Here is a 16,392-nt window from a genome sequence, read left to right on the forward strand (position 1 = left end):
ACGCGTTCCTCAGTTGAAACCACTGGTGGAAATAAAGTCGACATCGGTTTTCGGCTCGGCACGCATCAGCAACTCGATGACCTGGTCCAAGGTGCGCCCTTCAAACAGGATCGCGTGCAACCCGGCGACCAGCGGCATATACACACCGACTTCCTGGGCCTTGGCCTTGAGCACCTTGAGCGTGTTGACCCCTTCGGCGACTTCGCCCAGGCGCGTGACCGCGTCTTCCAGGCTCAGGCCCTGGCCAAGGGCGAAACCCACCTGGTAGTTGCGGCTTTTCGGTGAGGAGCAGGTGACGATCAAGTCGCCCACGCCTGCCAGACCCAGGAAGGTCATTGGGTTGGCGCCCTGGTTCACCGCAAAGCGGGTCATCTCGGCCAGGGCGCGGGTGATCAACATGCTCTTGGTGTTTTCGCCCATGCCCAGCGCGACGGCCATGCCGGCGATGATCGCGTAGACGTTTTTCAGTGCACCGCCGAGCTCGACGCCAAAACGGTCGCTGCTGGCATAGACGCGGAAAGTGCGCCCATGCAACACGGCCTGGACACGTTCGCAGAGTTCTTCGTCTTCACTGGCGACTACGGTGGCGGTCAACGCGTGTTCGGCCACTTCCCGTGCCAGGTTCGGCCCGGACAGCACGCCAATGCGCGCTTGGGGAGCGATTTCCTCGAGGATTTCGCTCATCAACTTGAAGGTCTGCGCCTCGATGCCCTTGGTCAGGCTGACCAGCAACTTGCCGGCCAGACGCTCGGCGTGGGGCGCCAGCACCGAGCGCAAGGCGCTGGAGGGCAGCGCGACGAAGCACAGGTCGCACGCCGTGAGGGTTTCGAGCAGGTCGGTGACCGGCTCGACCGCCGGATGAATCTTGATGCCTTTGAGGTAACGCGGATTTTCCCGGTGCACCCGAATGGCCTCGGCCTGTTCGGGGTCGCGCATCCACTGGCGCACAGCGTGGCCGTTCTCGGCCAGCAGGTTTGCCACGGCGGTACCAAAACTTCCGCCTCCCAGGACCGCAATAGGGCGCTGTTCAGTCATATGCAATCCGTTAATCCATACCAGTGGCGATGGCGGCATTATACGGGCCGACCCGCTGGCGGCCAGCCCCCGTATCAATTCGTGCGTTTGTCGGAAAATGCCACATTTACATGGAGTAATTGCAAGTCCGGCGACTGGCAAAAGGCCCCACCTCAGTTAACATGGGCGGCTATCCGCAATTATCAAGGCCGTGCCGTGTATTTGGGCCCTCCTCCCCGTTCATCTCTGTGGCTGATGCTGTTGTGCTGCGCGCCTGCCATGGCCGACGACCTGTTCCTCGACAGCCAGCCGCTGCCCCAGGTATTGACGGCCACGCGCCTCAAGCAATCGGCCGCCGCAGTGCCTGGCAGCATGACCGTGATCGACAGCGAGCTGATCAAAGCCAGTGGCGCGCGGGATATCAGTGAGTTGCTGCGCCTTGTGCCGGGGATGATGGTCGGCTACACCAGCGGCAATCAGGCAGCGGTGAACTACCACGGCACCAGTGCCAGCGATGCGCGGCGCATGCAGGTGTTGATCGACGGCCGCTCGGTGTACCGCGCGGGCCTGGCCACCGTGGACTGGAGCGACATTCCGGTGGCCATGGAGGATATCGAGCGCATCGAAGTGTTCCGTGGCCCCAATACCGTCAGCTACGGCGCCAATGCCTTGATGGCGGTGGTGAACATTCTTACGCGCTCGCCGGCCAACAGCCACGGCACGCGGGTAAAAGTGGTACGCGGCGAACGCGGCATCAATGATTTCTATGCCAGCCAGGGCGCAGGCTGGGAAACCGGCGACTTGCGCCTGTCCCTGTCCGGGCAACAGGACGACGGCTTCGACAGCGATGCATCCGGGGCCGACCGTCGTGACAGCCGCCGCCTCAGCCGCTTCAGCCTGGCGATCAGCCAGACGCTGAACACGCAGCAAAGCATCGACTTGCAACTGGATGCGAAGGAAGGCACCAACCAGCGACCGTATACCTACAGCCCGGTCTTTGCCGGGATCACCGAGGGCGGTAACAATTCCGACGTCACCGCCAAGGATTATGCCGGCTCCCTGCGCTGGAACTTCGACTTCAACCCGGATCACAGTCTGTATATCCAGGGCTCCGCCCAGCAGTGGGACCGCCAGCAAATCTGGAAGGCGTGTGACGCCAAGGTCTCGTTCAGCCCCGAGCTGACCCAGTTGTGGCAGATGAATCCCAACTACGCCGAACTGCTGGCCCGGCACATGGACACCTACAGCCAGGGCAGCGCACCACCGGGCAGCGCAGCCGAGCAGGCGTTGGCCAACCAGGTGCTGCAACAGTGGCGCGACGGTGCCAGTCAAAGCGTGTGCGGCGACATCGACCAGAGCACCCGCGAAAGCCGCTACGACCTGGAGATTCAAGACACCCTCAGCCTGTCCGACAGCCTGCGCCTGGTCAGCGGCATGAACTACCGCTATGACCGCGCCGACTCCGACACTTACTTCAACGGCACCCTGGACGACACCACCTGGCGCCTGTTCGGCCAGTTGGAGTGGCGCGCCAGCGAGCATTGGTTGCTGCAGGGCGGCGCCATGTATGAAGACACTCACCTGAGCGGCAACTCGCTGACGCCACGGGTGGCGGTCAACTACCTGATCAACCCGCGCCACGGCCTGCGTGCGGTGTACTCCGAGGCGATCCGCTCGCCGGACATGTTCGAGAACAACGTCAACTGGAGCTACCGCGTCACCAACCTCAGCTCCCCGGCCTACGGGCAGACCACTGGGCAATACTTCGTAAAGACCCGGGGCCCGGGTAACCTCGATAAAGAGATGATGAAGTCACGGGAACTGGGGTACAACGGCTTCTTTGCCGACATCGGGCTGAACATGGACGTGAAACTGTTCTACGACGAGATCACCGACATGATCAGCTCGCCGCTGCGCAATAACCAGTACATTGCCAGCAACGCCAACAGCGCCCGGTTTACCGGCGCCGAGTCCCAATTCGACTGGCGTGTGAGCAACGCCGACCGCCTGCGGCTCACCTATGCTTACGTCGACGCCAGCACCAGCAACCCGCTGGACAAAGCCCAGACCGCGCGCAACAGTGGCTCCGCCGGCTGGTTGCGTGAGTGGGGCCAGGGTTGGTCCAGCGCGCTGTTCTACTATGGCGATGACGCACTCAACCAATATCGCTTCGAACGGGTCGACCTGCGGGTCGCCAAGCGCATTGCCCTGGGCAAAGCCAACGTGGAGCTGGCCGGCATGTTGCAAGAACGCCTCGACAACCAGCCCACCACCTGGGCCGACAACAATTATGACCATCGCCACGTGCTCTACTTCAGTGCAGAGCTAGAGTTCTGACATGGGCGACTCGTCACGGATGACTGGCGTGTTGATCACTCGGCTCTGGCGGCGTGCCGTGCTGCTCGCCTGCCTGCTGTTGGCCGCGCCGGCATGGAGCGCCGATATCCTGCTGACCGCCGCTGAAGACGGTGCCGGTGTGCAAGCCTTTGCCCAGGCCCTGGCACAGCAACGCCCCGAAGACCGTGTCACCTTTACGGCCCTCAAAGACTTGCCGGCACCCGGCCGCCTGCCGGCAACCACGCGCTTGATCCTGCTTGACCTGCCCGGCCTCGACTGGCGCCTGCAAGAGCCTCAGGGCCCACCGACCCTGGTGCTGCGCATCAGCCGCCTGCAAGCCCATCAGCGCCTGGGCAGCATGCCGCACCCACGCATCAGCCTGCTGTGGAGCGACCCGCCGCTGGATCGCCAATTGCGCCTGATCGCGGGCATCCTGCCGCAGGCGCGGCGTATCGGCGTGCTTTATGGCGCCGACAGCGAATTCCTGCTGCCCGAGCTGAAACAGCACTCCACCTCGCTAGGCCTGGAGATCGTGCCCCAGCTCTGGGACAACATTAATGACAGTCGACCGCTACAAAACCTGTTCCGCAACAGTGACGTGCTGCTCGGCCTCGACGACCCGCAGTTGTACAACCCGAAAACCGCGAAGAACCTGTTGCTGAGCAGTTACGCCCAGCAATTGCCGCTGATAGGCCCGAACGCGGGCTTCGTACGGGCCGGCAGCCTGGCCAGCACCTACAGCGACCAGGCTGACTGGCTGGCCGTGCTTGACCGTCTGCTCGACCATTCGCCGGCCAACTGGCCGCGCTCCCTGTACCCGGATCGCTTCAAAGTCGTGGGCAACCCGCAAGTCGCGCGCTCACTGGGGATCGAACAGGTGGACGAAGCCAGCGTCGCCACCCGATTGGCCGAAGGAGAAAAACGCCCATGACCTTGCGTCGTCGTTGGGACATCAACACCCGTACCCAGCTCATCACCCTGGGCCCGGCGCTGTTGCTGACGTTGCTGTTGATCAGCTTCTTCACCTTTGTGCGTATCCAGGATTTGCGCCAGGAACTGGACCACACCGGCCAACTGATCGCCAACCAACTGGCGCCGGCCACCGAATACGGGGTGATTTCCGGCAACAATGACGTGCTCGACAGCCTGTTGCGTGCGACGCTGGCCACGCCGCACGTGCGCTTCCTGGAGATCCAGGACAGCAGCGAGAATATCCTGGTGTATGTCGAGCAACCGTCGGAGAAGCACGACCGCTCACTGTCGGTGAAAGTGTTCCAGGCACCGATTCGTCTGCAACACATTCAACTGGGTAACGATTTCTTCCAGGACAACCTCAACGAATCCAAGGCACCGCGCGCCGATTACCTGGGCCGGGTGATCGTCGGCATGTCCAACGACGCGTTCAGCCAGCGCCAGCAGGAGATCCTGTTCAAGGCCGGCATCCTCGCGCTGTTTGCCCTGCTGTTTACCTTCCTGCTCGCGCGGCGCCTGGCCGCCAGCCTGTCCCAGCCGATCAGCGCCATGGGCCACGCGGTGAAGGCGATCCAGCAAGGTGACTACCAGACGCCGCTGCCGATTGTGGATGACTCGGAGCTGGGCGACCTGTCGCGGCATATCAACAACCTTGCCGAAGGCCTCAACCAGGCCAGTCGGGAACAACAGCAGGCCATGGCCCAGTTGATCCAGACCCGCGAAGAAGCTGAGCGCGCCAACAACGCCAAGTCGGATTTCCTGGCGATGATGAGCCATGAACTGCGCACGCCCATGAATGGCGTGCTGGGCATGTTGCAGTTGCTGGAAACCACTGAGATGACCGAGGAGCAGACCGAATACGCGGCACTGGCTTCGGAGTCCACCGAGCATTTGCTCAAGGTGATCAACGATATCCTCGACTTCTCGCGGATCGAACGCGCCGCCCTGGAACTGGAGCATATTCCGTTCAACCTGGCGGACCTGATCAACAGTTGCGCGCAGGCCTTCCAGCACAGCGCCCAGCAACGTGGGCTGGCGCTGAAACTGGCGATCCCGCTGGGGATGGACGCGTTGCAGGTGCAGGGTGACCCGACGCGGATCCGCCAGATCCTGGTGAACCTGATCGGCAACGCCTTGAAGTTCACCGAGCACGGCAGCGTCAGTGTCGAGCCCCACTGGCAGACCCTCGACCATGAACTGGTGTGGTTCACGTGCACCGTGCGTGACAGCGGCATAGGCATTTCCGCCGAACGCTTGGAGGCGATGTTCGACGCGTTCCAGCAGGCTGACAGTTCCATTTCAAGACGTTACGGCGGCACCGGCCTGGGCCTGCCCATCGCCCGCACCCTGGCCGAACGCATGGGCGGCACCCTGCGTGCCCAGAGCGAAGAAGGCCGCGGCTCGGTGTTTACCCTGGAAATTCCCCTGGCCATCGACCAGCACAGCGTGCCGGCGATTGCCAGCGACGCCGACGGCAAAGCCGGCGCGGGTGATGGTCGTCATGTGCTGCTGGTGGAAGACAACCCGGTCAACCGCACGGTGGTTGAGGCCATGCTGCGCAGCCTGGGCTTCGAAGTGAGCCTGGCCACCGACGGCGCCGAAGCGATCCGCAGCGCCGAGAGCCTGATTTTCACCGCAATCCTGATGGATTGTCGGCTGCCGGTCATCGACGGCTATGAAGCCACCCGGCAAATCCGTCAGTTACCGGGCTGTGCCGATCTGCCGATCATCGCCCTGACCGCCAACGCTTTACAGGGCGACCGTGAAGCCTGCCTGGCAGCGGGAATGAACGATTACCTGGCCAAGCCGTTCAAACGCACGGATTTGCAGCAAATCCTGCAGCGTTGGGTGCAATAGCGCCGCGCCATCAGCCAACTCCGACTGGCGTGAAAGGCGAAAGTGCGGCAGTCTTAGGCACCCGAACGGGCCCATAAACAGGCCCGGTTTAAAATTTCAGTGAACAAGTGTACATTCAGTGCCTTGCCGCTGTGACTTTCACTACAACGCAATAGTCTATGTGTAGGCTGCCGACATGAGGCATGAACGCTTCATTCGGTTCGGGAAGATTTACCCTACCCTGCCGCATGGGATTATTGAGGAGCTCGCATGACCAAACAAAACGCCTTTACTCGGGAAGACCTGCTGCGCTGCAGTCGCGGTGAGCTGTTCGGCCCAGGTAACGCGCAACTGCCCGCCCCGAACATGCTGATGGTGGATCGCATCACCCATATCAGCGAAGAGGGTGGCAAGTACGGCAAAGGTGAATTGGTCGCCGAGCTGGATATCACCCCGGACCTGTGGTTCTTTGCCTGCCATTTCGAAGGCGACCCTGTGATGCCAGGCTGCCTGGGCCTTGACGCCATGTGGCAGCTGGTCGGTTTCTTCCTCGGCTGGCAAGGCCTGCCGGGCCGCGGTCGTGCCCTGGGTTCGGGCGAAGTGAAGTTCTTTGGCCAGGTCCTGCCGACCGCCAAGAAAGTCACCTACAACATTCAAATCAAGCGCGTCCTCAAGGGCAAGCTGAACCTGGCCATCGCCGATGGTTCGGTGAGCGTCGACGGTCGCGAGATCTATACTGCCGAAGGCCTTCGGGTCGGCGTATTCACATCCACTGACAACTTTTAAGGGTTATCCGCATGCGCCGCGTCGTTATCACTGGTCTGGGCATTGTTTCTTGCCTGGGCAATGACAAAGAGACCGTCACCGCTAACCTGCGTGCAAGTCGCCCTGGCATCCGCTTCAACCCGGAATATGCCGAAATGGGTCTGCGTAGCCAGGTTTCCGGCTCCATCGACCTGCCCCTCGAAGAGCTGATCGATCGCAAGATCTATCGCTTCGTCGGCCACGCTGCCGCCTACGCCTACCTGGCGATGAAAGACGCAATCGCCGACTCCGGCCTGAGCGAAGACCAGGTCTCGAACGTACGCACCGGCCTGATCGCCGGCTCCGGCGGCGCATCGACCCTGAACCAGATGGAAGCGCTGGACATCCTGCGCGAAAAAGGCGTGAAGCGCGTTGGCCCGTACCGTGTTACACGGACCATGGGCAGCACCGTTTCGGCCTGCCTGGCCACGCCGTTCCAGATCAAGGGCGTGAACTACTCGATCTCCTCCGCCTGCGCCACCAGTGCACACTGCATCGGTACTGCCGTCGAGCAGATCCAGCTGGGCAAGCAGGACATCGTGTTCGCCGGCGGCGGTGAAGAAGAACATTGGAGCCAATCGTTCCTGTTCGACGCCATGGGCGCACTGTCCACCCAGTACAACGAAACCCCGGAAAAGGCCTCCCGCGCCTACGACGCCAAGCGTGACGGTTTCGTCATCGCCGGCGGTGGCGGCATGGTGGTGGTCGAGGAGCTGGAACACGCTCTGGCCCGTGGTGCCAAGATCTACGCGGAAATCGTCGGCTACGGCGCCACTTCCGACGGCTACGACATGGTTGCCCCAAGCGGTGAAGGCGCCATCCGTTGCATGCAGATGGCCATGTCCACTGTAGATACCCCAATCGACTACCTGAACACCCACGGCACCTCGACTCCGGTCGGCGACGCCAAGGAAATGGAAGGCGTGCGTGCGGTCTTCGGCGACAAGGCTCCAGCCATCAGCTCTACCAAGAGCCTGTCCGGTCACTCCCTGGGCGCCGCTGGCGTTCACGAAGCGATCTACTGCCTGCTGATGATGGAAGGCAACTTCATGGCCGGTTCGGCGAACATCGACGAGATTGATCCGGTGGTGGCTGACATGCCGATCCTGACCAAGACCGTTGAGAATGCAAAAATCGACACCGTGATGAGCAACAGCTTCGGCTTTGGTGGCACTAACGCCACCCTGGTGCTGAAACGCTGGCAGGGTAAATAAACCCCGCAGGTTGATCACATGAAAAAGCCCCGACTGGTTCGGGGCTTTTTTGTGGGTAATGGATTTGAGACCGAGTCGCCTTCATCGCAGGCAAGCCAGCTCCCACATTTGAAATGCATTCCCCTGTGGGAGCTGGCTTGCCTGCGATAGCGCCAACTCGGTACCCGGCCCTACACCGAAAACCGCGCCACCATCGAATTCAAATCCACCGCCAAGCGCGACAACTCCTGGCTCGCGGCACTGGTCTGATTCGCCCCGGTCGATGTCTGATGCGCCAGGTCGCGGATGTTCATCAAGTTGCGATCCACCTCCCGCGCCACCGCCGCCTGTTGCTCGGACGCGCTGGCGATCACCAGGTTGCGTTCGTTGATCAAGGTGAACGCCGAGGCGATTTCCTCCAATGCCGTGCCCGCCGACTTGGCGATATCCAAGGTCGAGCGTGCTCGCGTATTGCTCTGCTGCATCGAGCTGACCGCCTGATCGGTGCCTTGCTGGATCCCGCTGATCATCTGCTCGATTTCCTGGGTCGACTGCTGGGTGCGATGAGCCAAAGCCCGCACTTCGTCGGCTACTACCGCAAACCCACGCCCAGCATCCCCGGCGCGCGCCGCTTCAATCGCCGCGTTCAACGCCAGCAAGTTGGTCTGCTCGGCAATCGAGCGGATTACGTCCAGCACCTTGCTGATGCCATAAACCTTCTGCGCCAGGTCCTCGACCTGCGTCACGTTGTCGGTCACGTCAGTGGCCAGCGCCTCGATCGACACCACAGTCTGATGCACTTGCTCGCGCCCATGCTGGGCAATGCGGTCGGATTCCCGGGACGCCTGGGACGTGGCCACTGCGTTGCTTGCCACCTCCTCCACGGCTGCCGTCATCTGGTTCACCGCCGTGGCGGCCTGCTCGATTTCCTGATTCTGCTGGTGCAAACCACGGGTGGCGTCTTCAGTCACGCAGCTAAGTTCCTCCGAGGCGGACGCCAACTGGTTCGACGACTCGGAGATACGCCGGATGGTATCGCGCAGGTTCTCCTGCATCCCCTTGAGCGCCTGCTGCAGGCGCGCCGGCTCATCATTGCCACTCACATGGATCTCGCCGGTCAGATCGCCACTGGCCACGCCCTGGGCGACTTTCAGTGACTGGGCCAGGGGCAACACGATGCTGCGTGTCAGCCACACCGCCAGGCCGATGGTAATCAGCGCCGTAAGCACGATCATGCCGACCACCCAGCTGCGCGACTGGCTGAACACGCTTTGCGCCAAGCTTGCAGCTTGATTGGCATTGGCTTTGTTGAGGTTGACCAGTTCGTGCAGGGTCGTGGCCATTTCATCGGCGATCTGGTTCATCTCGCCATTGACCACCCTGATCGCGTCTTCCAGCTGGTTGGCCTTCGAAAACCCCATGACCTGCTCCTGGCGTTGCAGGTATTGCTGCTCCTGGGCTTTGAAGCGATCAAACAGCGTGCGTTCCTCGGGCAGCACAATCAGCGCCTCGTAGAGGGTCTGCGCATGATGCAGGCCGCTTTTCAGCTCGCCCAGTTTCTGTTCGTTCTGCGCCAGCGCCTGGGAATCGCGGTTGACCAGCAGGCGCAAGGTCAGCGCCCGAACACGCAGCAAGTCCTGACTCATCTGCCCCACCGCCATCACGCTGGGCAGCCAGTTATTCTCCACCTGGTCCGATTGCTGGCGCATATTGGCCATCTGCAACAGGGCAAAGCCGCCCAGGGCAAACACCATCAACGCCAACAGGCCAAACCCCAGGCCTGCGCGCGGGGCGATATTCAAACTTCTGATACTCATGCCTTGGCTCCTTCCAAATGCGCTGCATCCATTTGCAGCTGGCTCTTGAAAGGTATCGGCCTATTACCTTCTTTGCGTAAGACGAAAACGCGATATCAACGCGCCATACCATCGCGGGTAGCTTTAGGCAGGATCGCCAGGAAGTTGTCCCGCGCCACTTTGTGCGCAACGTCCTCAGGCAAGGCATCCAAAAAGGGATCGAAGCGGCGCATTTCCTTACCCAATTTATTGAAACGCCCTACTACGTCCGAACCCAACATAAAGCGTTCCGGGAAGCGTTCCACCAGCTCTACCCACTCGGGGCGGGGCTGACCGGCATCATCCAGCAGATACGGGGTGAGCATGCTCCAGGACAGGTCGACATACAGGTTGGGATAAGCCTCCAACAGACGGCTCAAGGTCGGCAGCAAAAAGTCCATCTGCACCTGATGACGATGGATTTCCTTGCTGGTGCCGGCGTGGGCCCAGATAAAGCGGGTGTGCGGATGATTGCGCAGCGGCTCTTCCACTTCAGCCAGGTACAGCGGATTGCGCTCGCGCTTGGAGGTGATGTTGGAGTGCAGCATCACCGGCAGGTCGTTTTCTGCCGCCAGGTGATAGATGCGGGTCATGGCTTCGTTATTGGCACGCGGGGTGTCGCCTGCGGTGATGGCCGTGAGGTCGTCATGACGCGTGAAGACTTCGCCGATGCCCTGCCAGAGCCCCGGATTGAGGTCGAGCATGCGCTGGATATGGGCGGCGGAGTTCTTGTCGTTGGGATTGAAGCCGGACAGGAACGGATGAAAATACTGGCGTTGCTCTGGGCTCAGTTTATTGACCGCTGCGGCCACAATCACATCGGTGGCGCTGTACCAGTAGGCATCGGCATCATCACCAGCGTAGTAACGCGGCCGCTTGGGTTCGTCTTCGTGCCATTTCTTGGCGACCGGGATACCGGAAATCATCACATGCTCGATGCGGCTGTCGGCCATGGCCTTGAGCAGCTTGTCCATGCCCGCGGTTTCCTGGAAGAAATCCACGTAATGCAGGTGCGCGTCGCTGTAGGCATAGTCGCGGGCCTGCGCAGCAAGGCTGCTGGCGGTGAGCAACAGGGCAAGCGTCAGGCGGGTCAAGGGCACGATAAAACCTCGATAAGGGCTGATACGGGTAGACCTTGCTCACGCTGCCAGGGTTCATCCGGCAAAAAACGCGGAACACTGAAGTGCCAGCATGCTCTATAACTGCATGACCTTCATCCTGCCACCTTGTGAGGTTTACCATGCCTGTTACCGTGAATACCCTGAACCAGGACAACTTCCGTCATAGCGTCAATATCAATAACCATGAGTTGTTTACCGACCTGCCCAAAAGCCTGGGCGGCGACGATTCGGCGCCCTCCCCCCATGACTACTTCGATGCCGCGCTGGCGTCGTGCAAAGCGCTGACGGTCAAGCTCTACGCGCAGAAGAAAGACATCCCGCTGACCGGCGTGACGGTGGAAGTCACCCACGACGCCACCGAAGAGCAAAAGGGCAAATACAAGCTCAACGTCAAGCTGACGCTCAAGGGCGTGCTCACCGACGAGCAACGCGACGAACTGCACCGTGTGGCAGATCGCTGCCCGGTGCACAAGCTGATGACCACCGCTGAAGTCACCATCGAGACAAAGCTATCGGAAGGCGCCTTCAGCCAATAGCGGCAACATCCTACCGAGCGGGTTATGCTCAGCAGCATCTAACCCGCTCAGACTGGGACGCACCATGACCACCCTCACCGTGATCCGCCCTCGCCCCGAAGATGTCGAAGGCCAACCGATCCTGCGCCCGCTGCCGTCGCGGGAATGCCGCAGCGTCGGGCCTTTTGTGTTCTTCGACCATATGCTGCTCACTCGTTATGCACCGGGCGATGGCATGAATATCCGCCAGCATCCGCATATCGGGCTGTCGACCCTCACCTATTTGTTTGAAGGTGCGCTGCAGCACAAGGACAGCCTGGGTTCGGATCAGGTGGTGCAGGCCGGTGATGTGAGCTGGATGACGGCCGGCAGCGCGATTGCCCATGTCGAACGCACCCCTGAGCCGCTCAAGGCCAGCGGTTTTAGCCTGCATGGGTTGCAAGTGTGGCTGGCCTCACCCAAGGACCACGAGACAGGGCCGGGACATTACAGCCATCACCCGGCAGCCAGCCTGCCGGTGAGTGACAATCTGGGCGTGCAGATCCGCTTGATCGCGGGAAATGGGTTTTGCCTCAAGTCGCCGGTGCCGGTACTGTCGCCCACCCTGTACGCCGAGGTACAGATGCAGACGGCCACGACGCTGCTGATTCCGGATGAGCATGAGGAACGTGCGGTGTATGTGCTGGAGGGTGAAGCGCAGTTGGACGGTGAGGCGCTTGAGGTACACAGCCTGGTGGTCTTGCCCGCCGGACAGGAGATGACGCTGTTCGCCGAGAGCGATTGCCACTTGGTGGTATTTGGCGGCGCGCTGCTGGATGGGCCGCGGCGGATCAACTGGAATTTTGTCGCGAGTGATCCGGCAGCGATTGAACAGGCCAGGCAACGCTGGGCGGCTGGGGATTGGCCGACGGTGCCGGGTGAGTCTGAAAGAATTGAGTTGCCGATGAGGTAGCTATCGCCGGCAAGCCGGCTCCTACAGGGATTGTGTAGGGGCTGGCTTGCCAGTGATGAGGCCATCAGCCCTTGAACACTTCATCCAGCAAGTTATGCATCGACTGGAACGCCCGCGCAGAGGTCTTCGCGTCATACATCATCTTGCCCGGCACATTCGCATGCGGGTCGGTGAACGAATGCACCGCGCCGCCGTAGCTCAGCAGTTGCCAATCCACACCGGCCGCGTTCATTTCATCTTCGAAGGCAGGCAGTTGCGCTTTCGGCACCAGTGGGTCGGACGCGCCATGCAGCACCAGCACTGAACCCTTGATGTGCTGGGCACCGGCCGGGTTCTGGGTGTCGATGGTGCCGTGGAACGAAACGGCCGCCTTCAAGGATGCACCGGTCCGCGCCAGTTCCAGCGAGCAGAAGCCGCCGAAGCAAAAGCCGAAGGTCGCCAATTTCGAGGTATCCACCTCAGCCTGGCCCTGTAGTTGCTCAAACGCTGCTTGCATGAGCTTGAGCAGCTTCGGGTTGTCATTCTTCAATGGCATCATCGCCGCACCGGCTTCATCGCCATTCGACGGACGCACGGTCTGTCCGTACAAATCGGCAATCAGCACCATATAGCCCTTGCTGGCCACGCTCTTGGCGATTTCTTCGGCACCCGCACTCACTCCCATCCAGTTCGGCGCCATCAGCAGGCCCGGCAGCGGGCCCTTGTGGCTGGCATCGAACGCGAGACGGCTTTCGTAAGACTGGCCATCAATCTGATAGACCACGGAACGTACTGTGACTTGGCTCATCATTTACTCCAGTTGAGGTGCACTAGAACGAAAAAACCCGCCGAAGCGGGTTTTTCTACGTCAGGGTCAAACCGACAGTTCAACCAACAGCTTGTTCAGGCGGCGCACATAGGCGGCCGGGTCTTTCAAGCTGTCGCCAGCGGCCAGGGCCGCTTGGTCGAAGAGGATGTGCGACAGGTCGCCAAACCGCTCTTCGCTTTGCTCGCCGTCGAGTTTCTCGATCAGCGGGTGAGCCGGGTTGAATTCGAAGATCGGCTTGGAATCCGGCACCTTCTGGCCGCTGGCTTCGAGGATCTGGCGCATTTGCATGCCCAAGTCCGCTTCGCCGATGGCCAGGATCGCCGGGGAGTCGGTCAGACGGTGGGAAACCCGCACTTCGCTGACAGCCTCGCCCAGGGACGCCTTGATCCGCTCAACCAGGCCCTCTTTGGCCTTGGCGACTTCTTCGGCTTCTTTCTTCTCTTCTTCGGAGTCCAGGTTACCCAGGTCCAGGTCACCGCGGGCCACGTCGACGAAGGATTTGCCGTCGAACTCGTTGAGGTAGCTCATCAGCCACTCATCGATACGGTCGGTCAGCAGCAGCACTTCGATGCCTTTCTTGCGGAAGACTTCCAGGTGCGGGCTGTTTTTGACCTGAGCGTAGGTTTCGCCGGTCAGGTAGTAGATCTTGTCCTGACCTTCCTTGGCGCGTGCCAGGTATTCGGCCAGGGACACCACTTGCTCGCCGCCTTCTTCGTGAGTCGAAGCAAAACGCAGCAAACCAGCGATTTTTTCTTTGTTGGCAAAATCTTCCGCCGGGCCTTCTTTCATGACCTGGCCGAAGTTTTTCCAGAAGCCTTTGTATTGCTCAGGCTCGTTCTTCGCCAGTTTTTCCAGCATGTCGAGTACACGCTTGGTCAGCGCCGACTTCATGGAGTCGATGATCGGGTCTTTCTGCAGGATTTCCCGCGACACGTTCAGAGACAAATCGTTGGAGTCGACCACACCTTTGATGAAGCGCAGGTACAACGGCAGGAAGGATTCCGCCTGGTCCATCACGAACACGCGCTGTACGTACAACTTCAGGCCTTTCGGCGCTTCACGCTGGTACAGGTCGAACGGGGCACGGGCCGGTACGTAGAGCAGCGAGCTGTATTCCAACTTGCCTTCGACCTTGTTGTGGCTCCAGCTCAGCGGGTTTTCGTAGTCGTGACCGATGTGCTTGTAGAACTCCTGGTATTCCTCGTCCTTGATCTCGGTACGCGGACGGGTCCACAGCGCGCTGGCGCGGTTGACCACTTCCCATTCCTGGGCAGGCGCCTCTTCGCCTTCGGCAGCCGCCTGTTCTTTCGGCAGCTCGATCGGCAAGGCGATATGGTCGGAGTACTTCTTGACGATGTTGCGCAGGCGCCAGCCATCGGCGAATTCGTCTTCACCGTCTTTGAGGTGCAGAACGATACGGGTGCCACGGTCGGCCTTATCGATGGTGGCGATTTCGAATTCGCCCTCACCTTTGGACGACCAATGCACGCCTTCGCTGGCGTCGAGGCCGGCACGGCGGCTGAACACTTCCACTTGGTCGGCGACGATGAAGGCCGAGTAGAAGCCCACGCCGAACTGGCCGATCAGGTGCGAGTCTTTCTTCTGGTCGCCCGACAGGTTTTTCATGAAATCAGCGGTACCGGATTTGGCGATCGTGCCCAAATGGGTAATCGCGTCTTCGCGGCTCATGCCAATGCCGTTGTCTTCGAGGGTGACGGTCTTGGCGTCCTTGTCGAAGCTCACACGGATTTTCAGTTCGGCGCCACCTTCCAGCAACTCAGGCTTGGACAGGGCTTCGAAACGTAATTTGTCGACAGCGTCAGAGGCGTTCGAGATCAATTCGCGAAGGAAAATTTCCTTGTTGGAATACAGCGAATGGATCATGAGGTGCAGCAGTTGCTTCACCTCGGTCTGGAAGCCCAGGGTTTCCTTTTGAGTTTCCACACTCATGGTCATCAAACTCCAATTGGATGGCAGTGGCCGCGCCCGTGAGGGTTGGCGGCGGGTTGTCATCAAAGTTGGGGGCTAAGACCAGGATTTCAAGGGCGGCTCTGCTCCTCGATCTTGAAATGCGCGCGAGCGGTGGCGATAGGTTCTGCGGCCGTGCTCTGCCAGGCGGTGATCGCCACGTTCGCCACCCGTCGACCCTGGCGCCACACCTGGCATTTGGCATAGGTGTCGCGAAACTGCCCGGCGCGCAGGTAATCCAGGGAAAAGTCGATGATTTTCGGGATGCCCGGCGCGCCCGTGAACACCAGCAGGTGCAGCGCCGCCGACAGTTCCATGAAGCCCGCAATCACCCCGCCGTGCAGCGCCGGCAATATGGGGTTACCAATATTGTCCTTGTTGGCCGGCAGGCGGAACAGCAATTCATCCCCCAGCCGCGTGCATTCAATGCCGATGAGCTTGGCGTAAGGAATGAGGTTGAGCAGCGCCTCGTAATCACCGCGCTCATGGGCCTGTTCCAGGCGGGTCTTGAATCGGTGCGTCATGCCTGTTCTCCCTTTATCGCGCTGCCCAATCCTTGTGTGCCCCTGAGGCGTTTGCCCATGCGCATGAACGCGCCCACCACATGGGCGATGGGTTGCTGGGGGTCATCCTGGAAGGCAAAGCCGCGGGTGAAGATGACGTCGGTGGTCACCCGATAGCATTGGGCGAAGCCATACACGGGTTTGTGGGGCGCAGCGGGATGCATGTAGTCAACGCGCAAGTCGAGGGTCGGGCACACTTCGAATTCTGGCAGCACACACAGGGTGGCCATGCCGCAGGCAGTGTCCATCAGGGAGGTCAGCGCGCCGCCATGGATCACCCCCGACTGGGGATCACCCACTAAATGCGGGGCGTAGGGCATGATCAAGGTGATGCCCTCCTCGCTGGCCTGATGAGCGGTAATGCCCAGCACCTGACAATGGCGCAAGGCCGAAACAAAGCGCGTCGCGCGCTCTAACAGGGGATTTTCGGTCATTCGTTCCAGACTCTTATTAGTGTTGATTCGCGGAAGGGGT

General features: G+C 60.7%; 14 protein-coding genes and 1 pseudogene. 7 read left to right on the forward strand and 8 right to left on the reverse strand.

The genetic code is table 11. From position 1 onward, the window contains the following. Positions 1-9 precede the first annotated feature (9 nt). On the reverse strand, positions 10-1,035 hold the full coding sequence (locus tag WH299_RS07070) for an NAD(P)H-dependent glycerol-3-phosphate dehydrogenase (protein WP_028615728.1): 1,026 nt from the start codon (positions 1,033-1,035) through the stop codon (positions 10-12). A 195-nt stretch (positions 1,036-1,230) separates the two neighbouring features. Between WH299_RS07070 and WH299_RS07075 the strand changes: the two genes are divergently transcribed. The 5 genes from WH299_RS07075 (at position 1,231) to fabB (ending at position 8,177) form a co-directional block, all read left to right on the forward strand. Further along, complete coding sequence (locus WH299_RS07075) at positions 1,231-3,351, forward strand: TonB-dependent receptor plug domain-containing protein (RefSeq protein ID WP_323625025.1); 2,121 nt, start codon at positions 1,231-1,233, stop codon at positions 3,349-3,351. A gap of 1 nt (position 3,352) precedes the next feature. Next, the gene (locus tag WH299_RS07080) at positions 3,353-4,282 is read left to right on the forward strand and encodes an ABC transporter substrate-binding protein (RefSeq protein WP_122725288.1); all 930 of its coding nucleotides are present in this window, start codon (positions 3,353-3,355) and stop codon (positions 4,280-4,282) included. After that, positions 4,279-6,180 carry an ATP-binding protein gene (locus WH299_RS07085; RefSeq protein ID WP_123477016.1) on the forward strand — a complete coding sequence of 634 codons (1,902 nt, stop codon included), beginning with the start codon at positions 4,279-4,281 and terminating at the stop codon, positions 6,178-6,180. The genes WH299_RS07080 and WH299_RS07085 overlap by 4 nt, the downstream gene beginning before the upstream one ends. A gap of 249 nt (positions 6,181-6,429) precedes the next feature. Continuing rightward, complete coding sequence (fabA, locus tag WH299_RS07090) at positions 6,430-6,945, forward strand: 3-hydroxyacyl-[acyl-carrier-protein] dehydratase FabA (protein ID WP_010211704.1); 516 nt, start codon at positions 6,430-6,432, stop codon at positions 6,943-6,945. Between the two features lie 11 nt (positions 6,946-6,956). Then, entirely contained in the window at positions 6,957-8,177 is a 1,221-nt protein-coding gene (gene fabB, locus WH299_RS07095; RefSeq protein WP_017134470.1) for a beta-ketoacyl-ACP synthase I, read from the forward strand. Between the two features lie 170 nt (positions 8,178-8,347). Here fabB and WH299_RS29635 read toward each other — a convergent pair whose 3' ends face one another. The 3 genes and pseudogenes from WH299_RS29635 to WH299_RS07105 all read right to left on the reverse strand — a co-directional run bounded on the left by WH299_RS29635 (position 8,348) and on the right by WH299_RS07105 (position 11,091). Beyond that, the gene (locus WH299_RS29635) at positions 8,348-9,211 is read right to left on the reverse strand and encodes a methyl-accepting chemotaxis protein (protein WP_370468628.1); all 864 of its coding nucleotides are present in this window, start codon (positions 9,209-9,211) and stop codon (positions 8,348-8,350) included. After that, a pseudogene (locus WH299_RS29640) lies at positions 9,203-9,973 on the reverse strand (MCP four helix bundle domain-containing protein); the annotation flags it as partial. The gene WH299_RS29635 and the pseudogene WH299_RS29640, both read right to left, overlap by 9 nt. Positions 9,974-10,068: 95 nt before the next feature. Continuing rightward, the gene (locus WH299_RS07105; protein WP_339549928.1) at positions 10,069-11,091 is read right to left on the reverse strand and encodes an amidohydrolase family protein; all 1,023 of its coding nucleotides are present in this window, start codon (positions 11,089-11,091) and stop codon (positions 10,069-10,071) included. Positions 11,092-11,231: 140 nt separating this feature from the next. On the opposite strand from WH299_RS07105, the gene WH299_RS07110 reads away from it, so the two are divergent. Then, positions 11,232-11,648, forward strand: a complete 417-nt coding sequence (locus tag WH299_RS07110; RefSeq protein WP_033897639.1) for an OsmC family protein — start codon at positions 11,232-11,234, stop codon at positions 11,646-11,648. A gap of 64 nt (positions 11,649-11,712) precedes the next feature. Next, on the forward strand, positions 11,713-12,579 hold the full coding sequence (locus WH299_RS07115) for a pirin family protein (RefSeq protein WP_339549929.1): 867 nt from the start codon (positions 11,713-11,715) through the stop codon (positions 12,577-12,579). A gap of 64 nt (positions 12,580-12,643) precedes the next feature. Here the strand turns inward: WH299_RS07115 and WH299_RS07120 are convergent, their stop codons facing one another. The 4 genes from WH299_RS07120 to WH299_RS07135 form a co-directional block, all read right to left on the reverse strand. Continuing rightward, entirely contained in the window at positions 12,644-13,366 is a 723-nt protein-coding gene (locus WH299_RS07120; RefSeq protein ID WP_339549930.1) for a dienelactone hydrolase family protein, read from the reverse strand. Positions 13,367-13,432: 66 nt separating this feature from the next. Then, positions 13,433-15,337, reverse strand: coding sequence for a molecular chaperone HtpG (htpG, locus tag WH299_RS07125; protein WP_122725505.1), 1,905 nt, complete (start codon positions 15,335-15,337; stop codon positions 13,433-13,435). Positions 15,338-15,426: 89 nt separating this feature from the next. Continuing rightward, complete coding sequence (locus tag WH299_RS07130; protein ID WP_038850334.1) at positions 15,427-15,879, reverse strand: PaaI family thioesterase; 453 nt, start codon at positions 15,877-15,879, stop codon at positions 15,427-15,429. Further along, on the reverse strand, positions 15,876-16,352 hold the full coding sequence (locus WH299_RS07135; RefSeq protein WP_339549931.1) for a PaaI family thioesterase: 477 nt from the start codon (positions 16,350-16,352) through the stop codon (positions 15,876-15,878). Before WH299_RS07135 ends, WH299_RS07130 begins: the two co-directional genes overlap by 4 nt. Positions 16,353-16,392 lie beyond the last annotated feature (40 nt).

Source organism: Pseudomonas sp. MYb541 (assembly GCF_037479595.1).
GTDB classification, from domain to species: Bacteria; Pseudomonadota; Gammaproteobacteria; order Pseudomonadales; family Pseudomonadaceae; genus Aquipseudomonas; species Aquipseudomonas canadensis.

Coding starts and splice junctions, on each gene's coding strand:
- WH299_RS07130 (WP_038850334.1), bottom strand. CDS start 15,879: ATGACGCACCGATTCAAGACCCGCCTGGAACAGGCCCATGAGCGCGGT.
- WH299_RS07070 (WP_028615728.1), bottom strand. CDS start 1,035: ATGACTGAACAGCGCCCTATTGCGGTCCTGGGAGGCGGAAGTTTTGGT.
- WH299_RS07115 (WP_339549929.1), top strand. CDS start 11,713: ATGACCACCCTCACCGTGATCCGCCCTCGCCCCGAAGATGTCGAAGGC.
- WH299_RS07120 (WP_339549930.1), bottom strand. CDS start 13,366: ATGAGCCAAGTCACAGTACGTTCCGTGGTCTATCAGATTGATGGCCAG.
- htpG (WP_122725505.1), bottom strand. CDS start 15,337: ATGAGTGTGGAAACTCAAAAGGAAACCCTGGGCTTCCAGACCGAGGTG.
- WH299_RS07085 (WP_123477016.1), top strand. CDS start 4,279: ATGACCTTGCGTCGTCGTTGGGACATCAACACCCGTACCCAGCTCATC.
- WH299_RS29635 (WP_370468628.1), bottom strand. CDS start 9,211: ATGCAGGAGAACCTGCGCGATACCATCCGGCGTATCTCCGAGTCGTCG.
- WH299_RS07110 (WP_033897639.1), top strand. CDS start 11,232: ATGCCTGTTACCGTGAATACCCTGAACCAGGACAACTTCCGTCATAGC.
- fabB (WP_017134470.1), top strand. CDS start 6,957: ATGCGCCGCGTCGTTATCACTGGTCTGGGCATTGTTTCTTGCCTGGGC.
- WH299_RS07080 (WP_122725288.1), top strand. CDS start 3,353: ATGGGCGACTCGTCACGGATGACTGGCGTGTTGATCACTCGGCTCTGG.
- fabA (WP_010211704.1), top strand. CDS start 6,430: ATGACCAAACAAAACGCCTTTACTCGGGAAGACCTGCTGCGCTGCAGT.
- WH299_RS07135 (WP_339549931.1), bottom strand. CDS start 16,352: ATGACCGAAAATCCCCTGTTAGAGCGCGCGACGCGCTTTGTTTCGGCC.